This is a genomic window from Agromyces binzhouensis (genome assembly GCF_042672355.1).
In the GTDB taxonomy this organism is placed as follows: Bacteria; Actinomycetota; Actinomycetes; order Actinomycetales; family Microbacteriaceae; genus Agromyces; species Agromyces binzhouensis.
Map to the genome: position 1 here is coordinate 160,669 of NZ_JBHXVJ010000008.1, position 18,795 is coordinate 179,463.

Below are 18,795 nucleotides of genomic sequence, written 5' to 3' on the forward strand. Positions count from 1 at the left end.
CATGACCTGTGATGGATGCCACGCGGCCCCCGCTCATCACCGACGACGACCTCGACGACCTCGAGCGCGAGGCGATCGGGCGCGTCCGCGGGCGTGTGCTCGAGATCGGCGCGGGCGAGGGCGAGAACTTCGGGGCGTTCCACCACGACGTCGAGTGGATCGGCCTCGAGCCCGACTCCGAACGCCGAACCGAGCTCGCGCAGCGGGCCAGGGAGTGGAAGCACGACCAGGTCCCGCTCGACGCGGTCGCCGAGCGGATCCCGCTCGGCGACGCCTCGGTGGACGCGGTCGTCGGGACGTACGTGCTCTGCTCGGTCGCCGACCAGGCGACCGCGCTCGCCGAGGTGCGGCGCGTGCTCCGCCCCGGCGGCGACGTCGTCTTCGTCGACCACGTCGTCGCGCCCCCGGGCACGCTGAAGCGCGGCATCCAGCGCGCGGTCACGCCCTTCTCGACGCGCTTCTGCCACGGATGCCACTGGGACCGCGACACGGGCGCCGCGCTCGCCGAGGCGGGGTTCGAGGTCGACGAGGCGCGCCTCGTGCGAGTGCCCTCGTTCCCCTTCGGTCCGACCCGCGTGCTCGTCTTCCGCGGGCGCGCTCCCGGAGCGGCATGACGCCCGGCCTCGCCGGGAGCCCGCGCATCGTGGTGCTCACCGGCGCCGGGATCTCCGCCGAGAGCGGCGTGCCGACCTTCCGCGACGCGGGCGGGCTCTGGGAGGGCCACCGCGTCGAGGACGTCGCGACCCCCGAGGCGTTCGAGCTCGACCCGGACACCGTGCAGCGCTTCTACGACGCCAGGCGGCACGCCGTGGCATCCGTCGCCCCGAACCCGGCGCACACGGCGCTCGCGGCCCTCGAGCGCGAACTCGGCGGCGACCTGCTCGTGGTCACGCAGAACATCGACGACCTGCACGAGCGCGCCGGGTCGGCGCGCGTGCTCCACATGCACGGCGAGCTCGGCCGGGTGCGCTGCGTCGCGTGCGAGGCCCGCAGCGACGCGCCGGGCGACCTGCAGCCGGGGCCGCCCTGCCCGGCATGCGGCGAGCGGATGCTCCGCCCCGACGTCGTCTGGTTCGGCGAGATGCCCTACGGGCTCGACGAGATCGACGTCGCGCTCGCGCGCTGCGAGGCATTCGTCGCCATCGGGACGTCCGGCGCGGTGCATCCGGCGGCGGGCTTCGTGCTCACCGCGTCGGCGTTCGGCGCGACGACGCTCGAACTGAACCTCGCCGAGAGCGAGGTCACGCCGTTCTTCGCCGAGACGCGGCTCGGCCCCGCGAGCGTGCTGGTGCCCGAGTGGGTCGGCGAGGTGCTCCGCGAGGCGCGCTGAGGCGAACGACGACGGATGCCGCGGTGCGTGGGCTGCCGCCGCGACATCCGCCGCCGGGTCCTCCATCACCCGGCCGAGCGGTCGTGTTCCCCCTCCGAGCGCTCAGCGGATGCCGGTGGGACCTCGCGCCGCGCCGCGAGCGACGCGGCGCGAGGGTGACCCGCCACCACCTACTTCCGCCGGAGGCTGCGGATCGGATGCACCCGCACGGAAATCGGCTCCGGACGTCAGGACGACGGGTCGAGCACCGCCGACCTCGCGAGCAGGGTCGCCCCGGCGACCGCCGCCGGCATCGTCGCGATCGCGCCGAACGGCACGAGGAAGCAGAGCTGCGTGGCGACCCCGAAGCCGAGGAACCGCCAGCGGTTCGCGCGGAGCAGTGCGCGGCGCTGCTCGGGTGGGATGCCGCGCGCGTCCAGCGCACGCGCCGCGAGCTCCCGTGCGAGCAGGCGCCCGGTGAGCACCGCGCCGAGGATCGCCGCGGCGACGGTTCCGACGACCGGCACGATGCCCACGAGTCCCACGACGATCGCCGAGAGCAGGCCCTGGAGCACCAGCACGAGGGATCCGCGCACCCCGGCCCAGAACCCCGGACCCTCGCCCGGCGGCACGCCGTCGGCGTGGGTCTCGACCGCTGCCCAGATGCGCTCGTAGAACGGGTCGCCGACGATCAGCGTGATCGCCGTGAAGGTGACGAACGCCAGCACCGCGGCGCCCGCGAACACGACGACCGCGACGAGCGTGCGGAACGCGGTGCGCCAGAACTCCTGCCAGGCGTCGGCGAAGGGCGTCGCGAGGTCGACCAGCCCCGGCAACCCGACGCCGAGCGCCACGAGTCCCCAGACGAGCGCCGCGAACACGATCGCGGCGGGCACGAGGCCGAGCAGCATCACGCCCGGATCTCGCCGCCAGAACGCGAACCCGCGCACCAGCATCCGGGCCCCGTCGACGAGATCGTGCAGCACCGGGCCAGCATAGGGTCGAGCGCTCGGTGCGACGTGGTGTTGCGCGCGCGTCACGCGCTCCCAGCCGACGGCGATATCGTCGGAGGCATCCGTTTCACGCCCGGTGCGCGCTCGCGCCGCCCGGCAGCCGGCCTCCGCCGGCATCCGTTGGAGAAGGACCCGACGCCGCATGACCACGACCCCCACGACGTCCGCCCGCGCCGCCGAATGGTGGAAGGCGCAGCGCACGCGCGTGCTGTGGGGGACCCTGATCGCGGTCGTGGCCTTCGTCGTCATCGTCGTGGTCGCCCGCCTCCTCCGCGGCATCCCCGCCGTCGAGGCGTTCATCGACGCGTACCCGGGCATCGTCCCGCCGCCCGAGGGCACCCCGGTGGGCATCCCCTGGTGGCTCGGATGGCAGCACTTCCTCAACGCGTTCTTCCTCGTGCTGCTCGTCAAGACCGGGCTCGAGCTCCGCGGCAGGCGCCGTCCGCCCGGGTTCTGGACGCGCGACAACACCCGCTGGCCGCGCACGCGGCGGGCGCCGCGCCGGCTCGGCATCTGGCTGTGGTTCCACCTCTGGCTCGACGCGCTCTGGGTGCTCGTCGGCATCACGTACGTCGTGCTGCTCTTCGCGACCGGCCAGTGGCTCCGGATCGTGCCGACCGACTGGGCCGTGGTGCCCAACGCGGTCTCCGCGGCCCTGCAGTACGCGTCGCTGGAGTGGCCGACCGAGGACTCGTGGATCGTCTACAACGCGCTCCAGCAGCTGGCCTACTTCTCGGTCGTCTTCATCGCGGCCCCGCTCGCCCTCGTCACCGGGCTGCGGCTGTCGTCGATCTGGCCCGTCGAGGGCCCGTGGGCGTCGGCGAGGACCGAGCGGATGGCGCGCGCCGTGCACTACCCGGTGATGCTCTTCTTCCTCGCGTTCACGTTCGTGCACGTCGTGCTCGTGCTCTCGACCGGCGCGCTCCGGAAGCTGAACCAGATGTACGCGGCGCGAGACGCCGACGACTGGATCGGCTTCGGGATCTTCGCGCTGTCGGTCGTCGTGATGGTCGTCGCGTGGGTCGTCGCGAAGCCGCCGCTGCTGAAGCGCATCGCGGCGAAGTCGGGGCGCGTGCAGGGCTGACGTCGGCGTGCTCGTTTCGTAGGCTCGACCCATGACCCGGCGCCTTCCCGTCCCACCCTCCACGCCCGCGCGCACCGTCGCACGGTGGACGCTCGCCGGCTTCCTCGCGTTCGCCGGCGTCAGCCATCTCCTCTGGGCGCGACGCGAGTTCCGGGCGCAGGTGCCGCCGTGGGTGCCCATCGACGCCGATGCGGTGGTCGTCGGCTCGGGCGTCGTCGAGGTCGGCCTCGGGGCCGCGCTCGTCGCGCTCCCGAGGGAGCGGTCCCGCGTCGGATGGATCGTCGCCGCGTTCTTCGCCGCGGTCTTCCCGGGCAACATCGCGCAGTGGCGTGAACGCCGCGACGCGTTCGGGCTCACGACCGACCGCGCGCGGTTCATCCGGCTGTGGTTCCAACCGCTGCTCATCGCGCTCGCGCTCTGGTCCACCCGGGTGCCGCGCGACGCCCGGACCCGGTGAGTGCGGTCCGGGCTAGGCTCGAAGGATGAGCCGCACCGTCTGGACCGTCCTCGGCGTGATCGCCGCCGTCGTGATCGCGTGGATCCTCGTCGACGTCGTCTTCAGCGTGCTCTGGTTCGTCGTGAAGCTCGCGATCGTCGCGGTCGTCGCGGTCGTCGTCTTCTTCTGGCTGAGGTGGCTCGTGACGCGTCGGGACGACCGCAAGGCGGTCGAGCGATAGCCGGGACCGGCGAGGGCGGTGCCGTCGCGGTCGACGTGCCGTCTCCGCACGGCGGGGTCCTGCGTGCCTTCGACTGCGGTGCGCCCCACCCGGGTGCGCCCGTCGTGGTGTGGCACGCGGGGTCGCCCCACACTGGCGAGCCGCTCGAGCCGCTCGCGGTGGCGGCACGAGCGCGGGGCATCCGGCTCGTCACCCTCGCGCGTCCCGGCTACGGCGGGTCTACGCCGCGACCCGGGCGCGACGTCGCCTCGGTCGCAGCCGACGCGGCGGCGATCGCCGACGCCCTCGGCATCGACCGGTTCGCCGTCATCGGGTACTCGGGCGGGGGACCGCATGCACTGGGGTGCGCCGCGCTCCTGCGCGATCGCGTGACGGCGGCCGCGGTGCTCGCGAGCCCGGCGCCGTTCGGCGGTGACGACTGGTTCGCCGGCATGCACGGGCCCGGAGCGCTGCGCGCGGCGGCCGTCTCGCGCGAGGAGCGCATGCGGTTCGCCGAGACCGACGAGTTCGACCCCGCGCAGTTCGTCGAGGGGGACTTCGCCGCGCTGCGCGGCGAGTGGGGCGCGGTCGGCCGCGACGCCGGGCGGGCGGAGTCGGCGGGCCCGGGCGGACTCGTCGACGACGACGTGGCGCTCACTCGCGCGTGGGGCTTCGACCTCGCCGACGTGCGCGTCCCGGTGCTGCTCGTGCAGGGCGAGCTCGACCGCATGATCCCGAGGGCGCACGCCGTGCGCCTCGTCGCCGGCCTGCCGGACGCCCGACTGTGGATGCGCCTCGACGACGGACACGTCGCCGTGGTCGAGGTGGTGCCCGAGGTGCTGGACTGGCTGGTGGAGCGAACGGGCTCGCCTCCGCGATCCGCCGCGTCGCCGGCCGATGCCCCCGACGCCTCCGATGCGGGCGACGCGTCGGGCAGCTAGGGGGAGACCCGCTTCTTCGATCCCGCCCAGTCGACGAGGCGCTCGGCGTCCCACGTCGTGACGATCCGCTCCGGCGGGATGCCGGCCGCCTCGGCGCGAGCGGCGCCGAGCGCGAGGAACCCGAAGTGGCCGGGCGCGTGCCCGTCGGTGTCGATCGAGAACCGGCAGCCGGCCTCGATCGCGATCGCGATGAGGTCGTCGGGCGGGTCCTGGCGCTCCGGCCGGGAGTTGATCTCGACCGCGACGTCGTGCTCCGCGCACGCGGCGAACACGGCCTCGGCGTCGAACTCCGACTGGGGGCGGGTCCCGCGCGAGCCCTGCACGAGCCTGCCCGTGCAGTGCCCGAGCACGTTCATGCGCGGGTCGCGGATGGCACGGAGCATCCGCTTCGTCATCACGTCGCGCGGCGCGCGCAGCTTCGAGTGCACGCTCGCGACCACCACGTCGAGGCGGTCGAGGAGGTCGGGACGCTGGTCGAGGACGCCGTCCTCGAGGATGTCGACCTCGATGCCGGTGAGGATCCGCACGCCGAGGTCGCCGCGGTCGCGCGCGTCGCGCGCGTCGTCGCGGTCGGGCTCGCCGAGCCCCGCGTTCAGCGCTCCCACGATCTCGAGCTGGGACTCGAGCCGTTCCGGGGAGAGGCCGTTCGCGACGCGCAAGGTCGGCGAGTGGTCGGTGAGCGCGAAGTACTCGAGGCCCGCGGATGCCGCGGCGCGCGCCATCGCCGCGATGCTCGTCGTGCCGTCCGACCAGTCCGAGTGCGCGTGCAGGTCGCCGCGGAGGAGCGCGCGGAGGCCCGTCGCGGTCTCGACGCCCGCCCTCTCGCGGAGGTCGGCGAGGTAGCCGGGCACCTTCCCGTCGAGCGCCTCGACGATCACGCCGAGGCTCGAGTCGCCGATGCCGGGCGTCCGCTTCAGTCGGCCGTCGGCGGCGCGGGCGCGGAGCTCGTCGTCGTCGAGCGGGCCGATCACGCCCGCCGCACGGCGGAACGCCTTGGCCTTGAACGGCGACGCGAGCTGCACCTCGAGCAGCGACGCGATCTCCTCCAGCGCCTGTACCGGGTCCATCGCTCCAGTCTGCATCGAGATGCCGCGCGGCGTCGCCGCCCTCCCGCGGACGTTCGGGAGGAAGTTCCCGGCGACACGCCGTGCGGCGGGGTGGTTCCGCCGGCGCGGCGGGCGGAACTTCCTCCCGAACGCGCGGGGCGCGGGCCGCGGGGCGGGGGCGGGAGCGCGCGCGGGGGAGCGGACGCGGCGCGGACCGCCGAGGAGCCCCGCCCCGTCAGCGGTGCTGGTCGACGAGCACGGGGTTGCCGTCGGGATCGACGACGATGAAGCTCCCGGGCCCCGACCCGCCCTCGTCGACCTCCGACACGAACTCGGCACCGGCCTCGCGGAGGGTCCGCTGCAGTTCGCGCACGTCGGTGAACGGGTCGACATCGGCCGCAGCCTGGTCCCAGCCCGGGTTGAAGGTCAGCAGGTTGCGTTCGAACATGCCCTGGAACAGCCCGATCACGTGCGGGCCGTTCCGGAGCATGAGCCAGCCCTGGTCGGGATCGCCGCCGAACGCCTCGAACCCGAGGCGCCCGTAGAACTCCCGCGAGGCGGCGAGGTCGCTGACGGCGAGGCTGACGGAGAACGCACCGAGGTCCATCGCCCCAGTCTGCTCGCGTTCGCGGCGGCCCGGTACCCTCGTCAGCCGTCGAACGCGACCGCCCGCACGGGCGCGCCGTCGACGCCGAGCCGCAACGGGAAGAACCCGACGCGCACCCGGAGCGGCAGGCCCTCGAGACCGGCCACGTTCTCGACGATCAGGTGGTCGCCCCCGAGGAGCACGTCGTGCACGGGGAAGGAGGTCGTGCCCGAGGCATCCGTCGGGTCGGGGCTCAGGGTGTCGACCGCGAGCACGTGCACGCCGCGGGCGACGAGCTCGGTCGCGGCGGCCGGGTCGAGCGACGGATGCCGCAGCGCGCGTCCGTCGCCGAACCACCGCCACCAGCCGGTGTCGATGACGGCGATCGGCGGCAGGGCGTCGGGCAGCACGCCGCCGGGCAGCGCCGCCGCGAGTTCGTCGAGCCCGTACGTCGCGTGGTCGGCGACGCCCTCGAGGTGGAACACGAGGGCGTCGCCGACGAGCTCGTCGAGCGCGACCTCGGCCATGGTCCGGCCGTCGGCGACGGTGTGCGCCGGCGCGTCGACGTGCGTTCCCGTGTGCGACCCGAGCTCGAGGGCGGTGACGGCGGCGCCGTCGCGGTCGAGTTCGAGCGCGGGGGAGAGGTGCACCGCCGGGTCGCCGGGGTAGACCGTCATGCCGTCGGCGATCGGGTGGCTGAGGTCGCGCACGGCGGTCAGGCGTCCGTCGTGACGGGCTCGCGCGAGAGGTGCTCGCTCGGCTCCGCCTCGTGTGCGCCCCGCTCGCGGAGCGAGAGCAGGAGGTAGAGCACGAACGTCAGCACGAAGCCGGGGATGGTCGCGCCGATGGGCGTGGGCCAGACCCAGGTCCAGAGGTAGACCGCGACCGCGCCGACGACCCAGGCGAGCACGGCGAGCCAGTTCACGCCCCCGCGGTACCAGTAGCGTCCGCCGCGGGCGTTCAGGATCTCGCGGGTGTACGAGCCGCGCTTGACGAGGTAGTAGTCGACGATCATGATCGCGAACACCGGGGCGAACAGCGCGCCGATCGTCACGAGGAACGTCGTGAACTGCTCCAGCAGCCCGAAGAAGGTCGCGCCGACGATCGAGATCAGGCCGAGGATGAGCGCCGTGGGCAGGAACTTCACCTTCGCGCCGGGCACGGCGTTCACGACCGAGGTGACCATGCCGTAGACGACCATCGTGTTCGTGGCCATGACGGACGTGAAGATCACGACGGCGAGCGGCCATCCGAACGGCTCGACGATCGTCACCGGGTCGAAGGGGATCGCCTCGCCGCCCGAGAGCACCACGTACGAGATCGCGGTCGCGCCGAGCGACATGGCGATGATGGTCGACAGGCTGTAGCCGACGCCCGACCCGATGATGCCGGCCCTGCTGGTCTTCGCGAAGCGGTTGAAGTCGGCCGAGAGCACCGTCCACGAGATCGCGGTCGCGATGACGACGTCGAGCACGAGGATCGGGGTGTAGCCGATCGATTCGTCCACGGGGATCGCCTGGAACTCCGCGGGCGTGAACGTCGTGAACGCGGCGATGAAGATGAACGCCATGATGGCGAGCATGATCCCGGCGAGCCAGGGCTCGATGCGCGCGATGCCCTCGTGGCCGAAGATCGCGAGGACCACGACGATCGTCTGGCAGACGACCGCCCAGATGACGGGGTTCGAGAACCCGGTGACGGATGCCACGAGGAAGTCGAGCGCGATGCCCGCGAGCATGGCCTGCACCCAGCTCCAGCCCATCAGGATCACGACGTTCGCCGAGACGGGGAGCAGGCTGCCTCGGGTGCCGAACGGGCCGCGCGTGAGGGCCATGGTCGGCAGGCCCGTGCGGGTGCCGATGTTGCCGACCGTCACCAGCACGACCGCGCCGACGAGCGTGCCGACGATGATGAGCAGGATGGCGAGGCCGTAGTCGATGCCGGGCACGAACAGGGTGCCGGTGAGCAGGGTGGTCACGACGAGGTTCGCCGCGAGCCAGATCATGCCGATGCGCAGCAGCGAGAGGCTGCCGCGCACGGGGCCGGCGTCGTCGGAGTTGCGTTCGAGGCGCTGCTCGAGGCGGGTGTAGAGCGACATTGCTGGTTCTCCTCGGGTGGGTGGGGTCAGGCGACGGGGGCGCCGTCGGGCATGGGGGAGAGGTGCTCGTGCACGGCGATGAGGCCGCGGACGGGATCGGTGCGGAACGCGATGGTCTCCCGCTCGCGATAGGACTCGCGACCGTCGGGCGTCTCGACGGTCGTCGCGACCGAGTGCGAGAAGACCGCCCCGCCCGGGAAGGCCTGGACGGCTCGGTCGCTCGATTCGCACGAGACGACGCGCCAGCCGCCGCCGACCCACTCGTCCCAGAGTCGCTCGTAGGCCGAGCGCTCCTCGAGCCGCGCGGGCTCGGTGTGGAACACGAAGGTGGCGTCGGGTGCGAACGTCGCGAAGTAGCGGTCGCGGTCGGTGGCGGCGAAGGCGTCGACGATGGCGGATGCCGCGGCCTCGACCTCCTCGGTGGTGGGGGTGTGGACGTCGGTCATCCTGGGGCTCCTTCGCCGTGCGGGACGTGGTGGGTGGTGTGGGTGTGCGGCGGGTTGCCGGCCGGTCAGTCGCGGGGCGCCATGGCGCTGATGAGCTCGTACGCGACGTGGCTCGCCGCGACGGCGGTGAGCTGGGCGTGGTCGTAGGCCGGCGCGACCTCGACGACGTCGGCGCCGACGATGTTCCGGTCGGCGAGGGCGCGCAGCATCCGCAGCAGTTCGCGGCTGGTGAGGCCGCCGGCCTCCGGCGTCCCGGTGCCGGGCGCGTGCGCGGGGTCGAGCACGTCGATGTCGATCGAGATGTAGAGCGGTGCGTCGCCGATGCGGGCGCGCATGCGCTCGATCGCACTCGCGACGCCGTGCTCCTCGAGGTACTCGCTCGTGACGATCGAGAAGCCGAGGCGTGCGTCGTCCTCGAGGTCGCTCTTGGCGTAGAGCGGGCCGCGGATGCCGACGTGCATGCTCGCGGTGAGGTCGATGAGGCCCTCCTCGCTCGCTCGGCGGAACGGCGTGCCGTGCGTGGTGGGCGCGCCGAAGTACGTGTCCCAGGTGTCGAGGTGCGCGTCGAAGTGCAGCACCGCGACGGGGCCGTGCTGGGCGTGGATCGCGCGCAGCAGCGGGAGGGCGATCGTGTGGTCGCCGCCGATCGCGACGAGCTTCGTCGCGCGATCCTGGAGCTCGCGCGCGCCGGTCTCGACCTGGCGGACGGCTTCGGCGATGTCGAACGGGTTCACGGCGAGGTCGCCCGCGTCGGCGACCTGCTGCGCGCCGAACGGGAACACGTCCTGCGCCGGGTTGTACGGGCGGAGCAGGCGCGATGCCTCGCGGACGTGCGCGGGGCCGAAGCGGGCGCCCGGGCGGTAGCTCACGCCCGAGTCGAACGGGATCCCGACGACCGCGACATCCGCTCGTTCGACCTCGTCGAGTCGGGGCAGCCGCGCGAACGTGGCGATGCCGGCGAAGCGGGGGACGACGCTGGCGTCGACCGGGCCGATCGGCGCGGATTCGGTGGGGTGTTGCATGGTAGACAACTTCCGGTACTGTTGAGGAAACTTGCGGGACACGCTACGCCGACCGGCCCACCCGCGTCAAGGGCGACGGATGCCGCGCTCGCGCCACGAGACGAGAGGAGCCGACGTGCGCCCCCTCCACCCCTCCGCCGACGTCGGCGGCACGCCCATCGGCGCGAAGCTCCGCAGCACGCGCATCGCGCAGGGCCTCACGCTCGCACAGGTCGCCGAGGCGACCGGCCTCAGCAAGGGCTTCCTCAGCCGACTCGAGCGCGACGAGACCTCGCCGAGCGTCGCCACCCTCGTGCAGCTCTGCCAGGTGCTCTCGCTCCCGGTCGGCGCGCTCTTCGCCGAGCCCGAGATCCAGCACATCCGCCGTGGGGATGCGCCCCGCATCAACCTCGGCGGCGTGCACGTCGAGGAGCACCTCATGTCGCCGCGCGGCGAGGAGCGCGTGCAGCTCCTCCGGTCATCCCTCGCCCCCGGCGCCCACGGCGGCGCCGACCTCTACACCGTCAACTGCGACGTCGAGGTCATGCACGTGATCTCGGGCGCCGTCACCGTCCGCTTCGCCGACCGCACCGTGCGGCTCGAATCCGGGGACGCGCTCACCTTCCCCGGGCGCGAGCCGCACACCTGGACCGCGGAGGACGACGCCCCGGCCGAGGTGGTCTGGGTCCTGGTGCCGGCACCCTGGAGCGGCTCCGCCTGAGTTCCGACGGATGCCGCGGCATCCGCCGCCTCTCGGACGCACCGGGTCAAGGCCTGTGCTCGCGCGCGCACCGCCCCTAGGGTCGAGCCATGGTCCTCCGACGTCGACCCGCACGCGATCCCGATCCCGAACCGCCCACGGCCCCCGAACACGCGCGCCGCGGCGCGGGCGGCCCGATCTGGAACGACCGCCTCGGCCGCTGGTCGATCCGCAGCCTGCAGGTCCTCATCGTCGTCGCGCTCGGCGCACTCGGCGTGTGGGCGCTCACACGGGTCACGCTCATCGTGATCCCGGTGCTCGTCGCGCTCATCCTCGCCGCGGCGGCCAGCCCGCTGATCGGACTGCTGCGACGCGTCATGCCGCCGATCCTCGCCGCGTGGACGGCGCTCCTCGGCGGCATCCTCGTGCTCGGCGGGATCATCACGGCCATCGTGTTCGCCGTCCGATCGCAGTGGAGCGACCTCTCGGACTCCGCCGTCGCGGGCTTCGAGGATCTCGTCGACTGGGTGCAGACCCTGCCGATCCCGGTCGACCAGGCGCAGCTCGACGAGTGGCGCGACGGCATCCTGGACTTCGTCACGAGCGCCGAGTTCGGCCAGAGCGCGCTGACCGGAGTGTCGCAGGCGACGGAGTTCGTCACCGGCCTCGTGCTGATGCTCGTCGTGCTGTTCTTCTTCCTCAAGGACGGCGACCGGATCTGGGCGTTCTTCATGCGGCCCTTCACGGGCGAGCGGCTCGAGCGCGGCCGACGCGTCGGCGAGACCTCGGTCAAGGTGCTCGGCGGGTACGTGCGCGGCACCGCCATCGTCGCCTTCGTCGACGCGGTCGCGATCGGCATCGGCCTCGCGATCCTGCAGGTGCCGCTCGCGCTGCCCCTCGCGGTCATCGTCTTCCTCACGGCGTTCATCCCGCTCATCGGGGCGACGGTCGCCGGCATCCTCGCGGCGCTGGTCGCCCTCGTCGCGAACGGGCCGATCGTCGCGCTCATCGTCGTCGCGATCGTGATCGCCGTGAACCAGCTCGAGGGCGACCTGCTCCAGCCGGTCGTCATGGCCCAGTCGTTGAAGCTGCATCCGCTCGTCGTCCTCGTCGCCCTCACCGCCGGCACCATCCTCGGCGGCATCGCGGGCGCGGTGCTGGCGGTGCCGCTCACCGCCGTGGGCTGGGCGATCGTGAAGGTGTGGGATGCGCCCGATCCGTCGCTCGACGAGCGCAAGCACCTGCACCTCCGACGGCGGAGGGCCGTCGCCGACGAGTCGAGCCCGTCGCCGGCCGCGTGAGCCGCGGCGCCCGGGCGGTGCGCCGACCCGGCGGCTGCGCTACGCCGCGCCCTCGAGCCGGTCGAGTGCCGCGACCTGCCCCTTGACGAGGAGGGCGCGCGCCTCGTCGACCGGGACCCAGCGCGCGTCGTCGATCTCGGGGAAGGTCGCCGTCCGCCCGGATCGCAGCGGCCACTCCAGCTCGAAGGTGCCGGGCCGGAGCTCGTCGAGCTCGAAGCCCGGCGCTTCGCCCGCGAAGACGTGCAGCACCTTCTTGGCCGACGCCCGGACGGTGCCGAGGTCGACGTAGTCGACGTCGGGAGCGGGCACTCCGACCTCCTCGGCGAACTCGCGGAACGCCGCGTCCCGCGGGTCCTCGCCCGGGTCGATGAGGCCCTTCGGCATCGACCAGGCGCGCTCGTGCCGACCGGCCCAGAACGGCCCGCCCATGTGCGCGATGAAGACCTCGAGCCCGGGCGTGCGGCGGTGGAGCAGCACCCCGGCGCTCCGCAGCGTCGTCATGGTCGCGTGGGCGCCCCGGTGACGGCGTCGTGGGGCGTCACTGCTTCGGTGCGCGCGCGAACACCCACAGGCAGGCCGCGAGGCCGACCCCGCCGACCGCCATGATCCCGAAGATGGCCCCCCAGAGCACCGTTTCGACCGACATGCGCACCTCCGTGTGTCCGTTGCCTCATTCTGGCGCGCCGGCCGGGTGCGCGCCACCATCCGCCCGCCCGGATCCGACGGTGGCCCGCCGAGTCATCCGTGGGTAGCGTTGGGGTGTCGAACGGCGGGGAGGCTGGACATGGCGAAGGTGCTGGTCATCGGTGGGCACGGTCGGGTCGCGTTGCAGCTCGCGCGGATCCTGGCGGATCGCGGCGACGAGGTCGACGCGGTCATCCGCAACCCCGAGCACGCCGGCGAGGTCGGCGCGACGGGTGCGAACCCGGTCGTGGCGGATGTCGAGGCCCTCGACGTCGCGGGTCTCGCCGAGCTGATCGCGGGGCACGACGCGGTCGTCTGGTCGGCGGGTGCCGGCGGCGGCGACCCGGCGCGCACGCGCGCGGTCGACCACGACGCGGCGGTCCGCTCGATGGATGCCGCGGCGCAGGCCGGCGTCGGCCGGTACGTGATGGTGTCCTACTTCGGGTCGCGCGTCGACCACCGGGTGCCCGCCGACAGCGCGTTCCGGCACTACGCCGACGCCAAGGCCGACGCCGACGAGCACCTCCGCGCGTCGGGCCTCGACTACACCATCCTCGGGCCGTCCACGCTCGCCGACGGGCCGGGCACGGGCCGCATCGACACGACCGCCGAGGAGAGCTCCGACGTGGATCGTGCCGACGTCGCCGCGACCGTCGCCGCGACGCTCGTCGAGCCGGCGACGGTCGGCCGCACCATCCGGTTCAACCGCGGAGCGACCCCCATCGCCGACGCGCTGCGCTGACGGCCCCGGCGCCGAGCCGTGCGCGCGTCGTGGATGCGCGCGTTCAGGCGGAGCCGCGCCAGACGATGTCGCAGTCGAGTCGAACCTCGGCCGCCGGTTCGTCGCCCCGGAGCCGGGCGAGCACGAGGCGCGCCGCTTCGGCGCCGAGTCCTGCAGCGGGCTGGCGCACCGTCGAGAGCGCGGGCGTCGTGCGCAGCGCCCAGGCGCTGTCGTCGAAGCCGACGACGCCGATGTCGTCGGGCACGCTGCGCCCGGTCTCCTTGATCGCCTCGATCGCTCCCGCGGCGACCGCATCGGATGCCGCGAAGACGCCGTCGAGGTCGGGGGCGCGTTCGAGCAGCCGTCGCATCCCGTCGCGGCCCGCCGAGTAGGAGTAGAGCGGCACGGGTTCGACGAGCGCCTCGTCGAACGCGTCGCCGAGCGCCTCTCGGAAGCCCGCGAGCCGGTCGGCGCCCGAGTCGCGGTCGAGCGCCGCGGCGATCATCCCGATCCGCCGCCGCCCCGTCTCCTTCAGCCTGCGCGTGATCGATGCGGCGGCGCCGACGTTGTCGATGACGACGAAGGAGGCGGAGCCCGCGGCGCCGGGCGGGTGCCCGACGTACGCGGCGGGGAGTCGGAGTCGATCGACGACGCGGGTGACCGGATCGTCGGCCCGCGCGGAGACGATGATCACGCCGTCGACGAGCCCGCCCGAGAGGTATCGGGCGACACGATCCGTGTCGCGCTCGGTGTCGACGATCAGCACGGCCATCTGGTGGTCGGCCTCCGACAGCCGCGTGTTCGCGCCGAGCAGGATCTCGCCGATGTTCGGGTCCTCGACGAACAGCGAGTGGGGTTCGTGGACGATGAAGCCGACGGCCTGGGTGCGCTGCATGACGAGGTTGCGTGCCGCGGTGTTCGGCACGTACCCGACCTTGGCGATGGCGGCCTCGATCGCCTCGCGCGCGGCCGCCGAGACGTAGCGTTCGCCGTTGACGTAGCGGCTCACGGTGCCGCGCGAGACGCCCGCCTCGAGTGCGACGTCGTGCACGGTGGCCCGCTTGGTGCGGGTCGGCTTCGTCGTCATGCGACTCACTGTAGCGCTGCGGGGTGTTGACATCGGGGAGGCCGCGTGGCACTCTGTGTACGTTCACAGAAATCGCCCCGGTCACCTGCTCGGGCAAATCTGTGCACGTTCACAGAATCAACGACGATCACCGGGAGCACCGTGGACCACCCCGCGACGACGCTGGCGCCGATCCCGCCGCTGCAGGCCGAGCCTGCACCCGCCGCCGCCCGCCCCCGCTTCCAGCACCAGGGCATCGCGTTCGGCTGCGACTACAACCCCGAGCAGTGGGAACCGGCCGTCTGGCGCGAGGACGTCGCGCTCATGCGCGAGGCGGGCGTCGACCTCGTCGCGATCAACGTCTTCGGCTGGGCCGCCCTCCAGGGCCCCGACGGCGCCTTCGACTTCGCGTCGCTGGACGAGGTGGTCGAGCTGCTCCACGCCGCCGGCATCCGGATCAACCTCGGCACCGGCACCGCGTCGCCGCCGCCATGGCTCACCGCGCGCCACCCCGAGATCCTCCCCGTGATGGAGGACGGCACGACCCGGTACCCCGGTGGCCGACAGGCGTGGTGCCCGAGCTCCCCGGCCTTCCGCCGGTACGCGCTCGCCCTCGTCGAGGCCGTCGCCGAGCGCTACGGCGCGCACCCGGCCGTCGAGCTCTGGCACGTGTCGAACGAGCTCGGCTGCCACAACGCGCTCTGCCACTGCGACGAGAGCACGCGCGGGTTCCGGCGCTGGCTCCGCGACCGCTACGGCTCGATCGACGAGCTCAACCGCGCGTGGGGCACGAGCTTCTGGAGCCAGCGCTACGCCGACTGGGACGAGATCCTCACGCCGAAGCTCACGGTCTCGAGCCGCAACCCCGGCCAGGTCCTCGACTTCCACCGCTTCTCCTCCGACGAGCTGCTCGGGTACCACCGCGCCGAGGCCGACGTGATCCGCCGGCACAGCGCCCTGCCGATCACGACGAACTTCATGGTCACCGCGCACATCCGCGACCTCGACTACTGGTCGTGGGCACCCGAGATGGACGTGATCGCCAACGACCACTACCTCGACCACCGCCTGAGCGACCCCCGCGGCGAACTCGCGTTCGCTGCGGACCTCACCCGCGGCCTCGCGGGCGGCGAGCCGTGGCTGCTCATGGAGCACTCGACGGGATCGGTCAACTGGCAGCCCGTGAACCTCGCGAAGGAGCCCGGCCAGCTGCTCCGCAACTCGCTGGCGCATGTCGCGCGCGGCGCCGACGCGGTCTGCTTCTTCCAGTGGCGCGCATCGCTGCAGGGCTCCGAGAAGTTCCACTCGGCGCTCGTCCCGCACGCCGGCACCGACACCGACCTGTGGCGCGAGGTCGTCGAGCTCGGCCGGATCGTGGGCGCGCTCGACGAGGTCGCCGGCACCCGAGTGCACGCCGACGTGGCGCTGCTGTTCTCGTGGGAGTCGTGGTGGGCGTCCGACGCCGAGACCCGCCCCACGCACGCCATCGAGTACCTCGACCAGGTGCACGCCCTCCACGGCGCGCTCCTCGACCTCGGCATCACCGTCGACGTGGTCCGGCCCGGCGCCGACCTCACCGGCTACCGGCTCGTCGTGGCCCCGGGCCTCTACCTCGTCTCCGATGCGGATGCCGCCGCGCTCGACGAGGCCGTGGCATCCGGCACCCACGCCCTCGTGACGTTCTACAGCGGCATCGTCGACGAGCACGACCGCGTGCGCCCGGGCGGCTACCCCGGCGCGTGGCGCGACCTGCTCGGCGTGCGCGTCCAGGAGTTCGCGCCGGTGCTGCCCGGCACGCCGATCGCGCTCGAGTCCGGCGCGACCGCCGCGCTGTGGGCCGAGCGGCTCGAGGCGACGGATGCCGCGGTGCTCGACCGCTTCGCCGACGGGCCCGCCGCCGGCCGCCCCGCCGTGACCCGCCGTGCGGGCGCCGACGGCGCGGGCGACGCCTGGTACCTCGCGACGATGCTCGGACGCGACGACCTGCGGTCCCTCGTCGGTCGTGCGCTCGAGGGCGCCGGCGTGGCATCCGAGCCCGGCGCGTCCGCCGAGGTCGAGGTGACCCGCCGCTCCGCCGACGGACGGGCGTACCTGTTCGTCGTCAACCACGGAGCCGACGACGCCGACGTCGCTGTCCGCGGCACCGAGCTCGTGACCGGATCCGTCGTCGACGGGCGCCTCGCGGTGCCCGGCGGCACGGTCCGCGTGATCAGAGAGGAGGGAGCGGCATGACCGCACCCATGACCACCCCGACCGGCGTGCGCACCGCAGCGCGCGGCGGTGCCGGGACGACCCGGGCGGCCCGCCGCCGACGGGTGCAGCACCCGTGGGCGATCGTCGCGTTCGTCGCCCCGTTCGCGGCGATGTTCGCGCTGTTCTACCTCGTGCCCATCGGCGTGGCGATCTGGCAGTCGATGCTCGTCGTCGAACGCGAGGGCACCTACGGCGCCGCGACCGAGGTCTTCGGCGGATTCCAGCAGTACGCGCTCGTCTTCCAGAACGAGGCGTTCTGGTCCTCGGTCGGCCGGGTCCTGCTGTTCGGCGTCGTCCAGGTGCCCGTCATGCTCGGGCTCGCGCTGCTGTTCGCACTCCTGCTCGACTCGCCCCTGGTCCGCGGCAAGAAGTTCTTCCGGCTCGCGTTCTTCGCCCCGTACGCGGTGCCGGGCGTGATCGCCGCGATCATGTGGGGCTTCCTCTACTCGCCGAACCTCTCGCCGTTCGAGGCGCTCACGAGTCGCGTCGACCTGCTCTCCGCCGACTTCGTCCTCTGGGCCATCGCGAACGTCGTGACGTGGGTGTTCGTCGGCTACAACATGCTCATCATCTACTCGACCCTGCTGGCCATCCCGCAGGAGGTCTACGAGGCGGCGCGCATCGACGGCGCGGGCCAGGCCCGCATCGCCTGGTCGATCAAGATCCCGCTCGTGCGCCCGGCGCTCGTGCTCACCGCGGTGCTGTCGATCATCGGCACGCTCCAACTGCTCGCCGAGCCGCAGACGTTCCGCTCGTTCAGCTCGGCCGTCACGAGCACCTACACGCCGAACATGACGATCTACGCCACGAGCGCGGTTCCGAACGTGTCGCTCGCCGCGGCCTTCTCGGTCGTGCTCGCACTCGCCACGTTCATCCTCTCGTTCGCGTTCCTGCGATTCACCCGACGGAAGGGGGCGGACGCATGAGCACCGCCATCGAACCCGAGGCGACCTCGGCCTCGCCCGCGGTGAACCCCCGCGGAATCGGCCGGCGCGGCGACGCCCACCCTGGCGGAACCCGCGGACGCGGTCCCCGAGAGAGCCTGTTCTCGCGCACGGGCGCCATGATCGTGATGGCCGTCTTCACGTTCTACTTCCTGGTGCCGATCTGGTGGCTGCTCGTGGCCTCCACGAAGGACCGCGGGCAGCTCTTCAGCACCAACCCCCTCTGGTTCGCCGACTTCCAGCTGTTCGAGAACATCGGCGCGCTGTTCGACTACCGCAACGGCGTCTACCTGCGGTGGATCCTCAACAGCCTGCTCTACGCCGGGCTCGGAGCGGTCGTCGCGACGGTGCTCGCCGCCATGTGCGGGTACGCCCTCGCGAAGTACCGCTTCCCGGGTCGCGAGACGATCTTCAACGTCGTGCTCGGCGGCGTCCTCGTGCCGGCCACGGCGCTCGCGCTGCCGCTGTTCCTGCTGTTCAGCCGCGTGCAGCTCACCGACACGTTCTGGGCGGTCTTCCTCCCGAGCGTCGTGAGCCCGTTCGGCGTGTACCTCTCGCGCGTGTTCGCCGAGGCATCCGTGCCGGACGAACTGCTCGAGGCGAGCCGCCTGGACGGCGCGGGGGAGCTCCGCACGTTCTTCACCGTGTCGATCCGGCTCATGTTCCCGGCGCTCGTGACCGTGTTCCTGTTCCAGTTCGTCACCATCTGGAACAACTTCTTCCTGCCGCTCATCATGCTGCGGAGCGAGGAGCTGTTCCCGGTGACCTACGGCCTCTACGCCTGGAACTCGACCATCAACCAGTTCCCCGAGCTGCGCACCTACGTGCTCGTCGGCTCGCTGCTCTCGATCATCCCGCTGATCATCACGTTCCTGCTGCTTCAGCGCTACTGGCGCACGGGCCTCGGCTCCGGATCCCTGAAGTAGACACCCCGCCCGGAGGCATC

At 72.8% G+C, this 18,795-nt stretch carries 21 protein-coding genes; 12 read left to right on the forward strand and 9 right to left on the reverse strand.

What is annotated here, in order from left to right; genetic code table 11:
- Window positions 1-11 precede the first annotated feature (11 nt).
- Both ACFVHK_RS14805 and ACFVHK_RS14810 read left to right on the forward strand, forming a co-directional pair.
- A complete protein-coding gene (locus tag ACFVHK_RS14805) occupies window positions 12-614 on the forward strand; it encodes a class I SAM-dependent methyltransferase (protein ID WP_376929480.1) in 603 nt (200 codons plus the stop codon).
- Window positions 611-1,330, forward strand: a complete 720-nt coding sequence (locus ACFVHK_RS14810; RefSeq protein ID WP_376929481.1) for an NAD-dependent deacylase — start codon at window positions 611-613, stop codon at window positions 1,328-1,330. The genes ACFVHK_RS14805 and ACFVHK_RS14810 overlap by 4 nt, the downstream gene beginning before the upstream one ends.
- A gap of 227 nt (window positions 1,331-1,557) precedes the next feature.
- Here the strand turns inward: ACFVHK_RS14810 and ACFVHK_RS14815 are convergent, their stop codons facing one another.
- The gene (locus tag ACFVHK_RS14815; protein ID WP_376929482.1) at window positions 1,558-2,295 is read right to left on the reverse strand and encodes an EI24 domain-containing protein; all 738 of its coding nucleotides are present in this window, start codon (window positions 2,293-2,295) and stop codon (window positions 1,558-1,560) included.
- A gap of 169 nt (window positions 2,296-2,464) precedes the next feature.
- On the opposite strand from ACFVHK_RS14815, the gene ACFVHK_RS14820 reads away from it, so the two are divergent.
- From ACFVHK_RS14820 to ACFVHK_RS14835, 4 genes are read left to right on the forward strand one after another with little or no spacing between them, the layout of a single operon-like run.
- Window positions 2,465-3,406, forward strand: a complete 942-nt coding sequence (locus ACFVHK_RS14820) for a cytochrome b/b6 domain-containing protein (protein WP_376929483.1) — start codon at window positions 2,465-2,467, stop codon at window positions 3,404-3,406.
- A 31-nt stretch (window positions 3,407-3,437) separates the two neighbouring features.
- Complete coding sequence (locus ACFVHK_RS14825) at window positions 3,438-3,863, forward strand: DoxX family protein (RefSeq protein ID WP_376929484.1); 426 nt, start codon at window positions 3,438-3,440, stop codon at window positions 3,861-3,863.
- 25 nt (window positions 3,864-3,888) lie between these two features.
- Entirely contained in the window at window positions 3,889-4,083 is a 195-nt protein-coding gene (locus ACFVHK_RS14830; protein WP_129234113.1) for a hypothetical protein, read from the forward strand.
- Between the two features lie 35 nt (window positions 4,084-4,118).
- Window positions 4,119-5,003 carry an alpha/beta fold hydrolase gene (locus ACFVHK_RS14835; protein WP_376929485.1) on the forward strand — a complete coding sequence of 295 codons (885 nt, stop codon included), beginning with the start codon at window positions 4,119-4,121 and terminating at the stop codon, window positions 5,001-5,003.
- On the opposite strand, the gene ACFVHK_RS14840 is transcribed toward ACFVHK_RS14835, so the two are convergent.
- The 6 genes from ACFVHK_RS14840 to speB form a co-directional block, all read right to left on the reverse strand.
- Window positions 5,000-6,070 (reverse strand): PHP domain-containing protein, encoded by a 1,071-nt coding sequence (locus tag ACFVHK_RS14840; RefSeq protein WP_376929486.1) that lies wholly within the window; start codon window positions 6,068-6,070, stop codon window positions 5,000-5,002. The two genes, ACFVHK_RS14835 and ACFVHK_RS14840, sit on opposite strands and share 4 nt — an antisense overlap.
- A 214-nt stretch (window positions 6,071-6,284) precedes the next feature.
- A complete protein-coding gene (locus tag ACFVHK_RS14845) occupies window positions 6,285-6,656 on the reverse strand; it encodes a VOC family protein (RefSeq protein WP_376929487.1) in 372 nt (123 codons plus the stop codon).
- Window positions 6,657-6,697: 41 nt separating this feature from the next.
- On the reverse strand, window positions 6,698-7,345 hold the full coding sequence (locus ACFVHK_RS14850) for a cyclase family protein (RefSeq protein WP_376929488.1): 648 nt from the start codon (window positions 7,343-7,345) through the stop codon (window positions 6,698-6,700).
- Window positions 7,346-7,350: 5 nt separating this feature from the next.
- Entirely contained in the window at window positions 7,351-8,733 is a 1,383-nt protein-coding gene (locus ACFVHK_RS14855; protein WP_376929489.1) for a purine-cytosine permease family protein, read from the reverse strand.
- Window positions 8,734-8,759: 26 nt separating this feature from the next.
- A complete protein-coding gene (locus ACFVHK_RS14860; RefSeq protein WP_129234767.1) occupies window positions 8,760-9,179 on the reverse strand; it encodes a YybH family protein in 420 nt (139 codons plus the stop codon).
- 65 nt (window positions 9,180-9,244) lie between these two features.
- On the reverse strand, window positions 9,245-10,201 hold the full coding sequence (gene speB / locus ACFVHK_RS14865; RefSeq protein ID WP_376929490.1) for an agmatinase: 957 nt from the start codon (window positions 10,199-10,201) through the stop codon (window positions 9,245-9,247).
- Window positions 10,202-10,316: 115 nt separating this feature from the next.
- Here speB and ACFVHK_RS14870 point away from each other — a divergent pair, with 115 nt between their 5' ends.
- A complete protein-coding gene (locus tag ACFVHK_RS14870; RefSeq protein ID WP_376929491.1) occupies window positions 10,317-10,901 on the forward strand; it encodes a helix-turn-helix domain-containing protein in 585 nt (194 codons plus the stop codon).
- A gap of 89 nt (window positions 10,902-10,990) precedes the next feature.
- Entirely contained in the window at window positions 10,991-12,181 is a 1,191-nt protein-coding gene (locus tag ACFVHK_RS14875) for an AI-2E family transporter (protein WP_376929492.1), read from the forward strand.
- 39 nt (window positions 12,182-12,220) lie between these two features.
- Here the strand turns inward: ACFVHK_RS14875 and ACFVHK_RS14880 are convergent, their stop codons facing one another.
- Window positions 12,221-12,682 (reverse strand): NUDIX domain-containing protein, encoded by a 462-nt coding sequence (locus ACFVHK_RS14880; RefSeq protein WP_242492446.1) that lies wholly within the window; start codon window positions 12,680-12,682, stop codon window positions 12,221-12,223.
- Window positions 12,683-12,965: 283 nt separating this feature from the next.
- Here ACFVHK_RS14880 and ACFVHK_RS14885 point away from each other — a divergent pair, with 283 nt between their 5' ends.
- Entirely contained in the window at window positions 12,966-13,607 is a 642-nt protein-coding gene (locus tag ACFVHK_RS14885) for an SDR family oxidoreductase (protein WP_376929493.1), read from the forward strand.
- Window positions 13,608-13,650: 43 nt separating this feature from the next.
- On the opposite strand, the gene ACFVHK_RS14890 is transcribed toward ACFVHK_RS14885, so the two are convergent.
- Window positions 13,651-14,673, reverse strand: a complete 1,023-nt coding sequence (locus tag ACFVHK_RS14890; protein WP_376929494.1) for a LacI family DNA-binding transcriptional regulator — start codon at window positions 14,671-14,673, stop codon at window positions 13,651-13,653.
- Window positions 14,674-14,853: 180 nt separating this feature from the next.
- On the opposite strand from ACFVHK_RS14890, the gene ACFVHK_RS14895 reads away from it, so the two are divergent.
- The 3 genes from ACFVHK_RS14895 to ACFVHK_RS14905 are packed head-to-tail and all read left to right on the forward strand — an operon-like array spanning window position 14,854 to window position 18,775.
- The gene (locus ACFVHK_RS14895; protein ID WP_376929527.1) at window positions 14,854-16,884 is read left to right on the forward strand and encodes a beta-galactosidase; all 2,031 of its coding nucleotides are present in this window, start codon (window positions 14,854-14,856) and stop codon (window positions 16,882-16,884) included.
- A complete protein-coding gene (locus ACFVHK_RS14900; RefSeq protein WP_376929495.1) occupies window positions 16,881-17,831 on the forward strand; it encodes a carbohydrate ABC transporter permease in 951 nt (316 codons plus the stop codon). The genes ACFVHK_RS14895 and ACFVHK_RS14900 overlap by 4 nt, the downstream gene beginning before the upstream one ends.
- Entirely contained in the window at window positions 17,828-18,775 is a 948-nt protein-coding gene (locus ACFVHK_RS14905; RefSeq protein WP_207207131.1) for a carbohydrate ABC transporter permease, read from the forward strand. Before ACFVHK_RS14900 ends, ACFVHK_RS14905 begins: the two co-directional genes overlap by 4 nt.
- The last annotated feature ends 20 nt before the right edge of the window (window positions 18,776-18,795 follow it).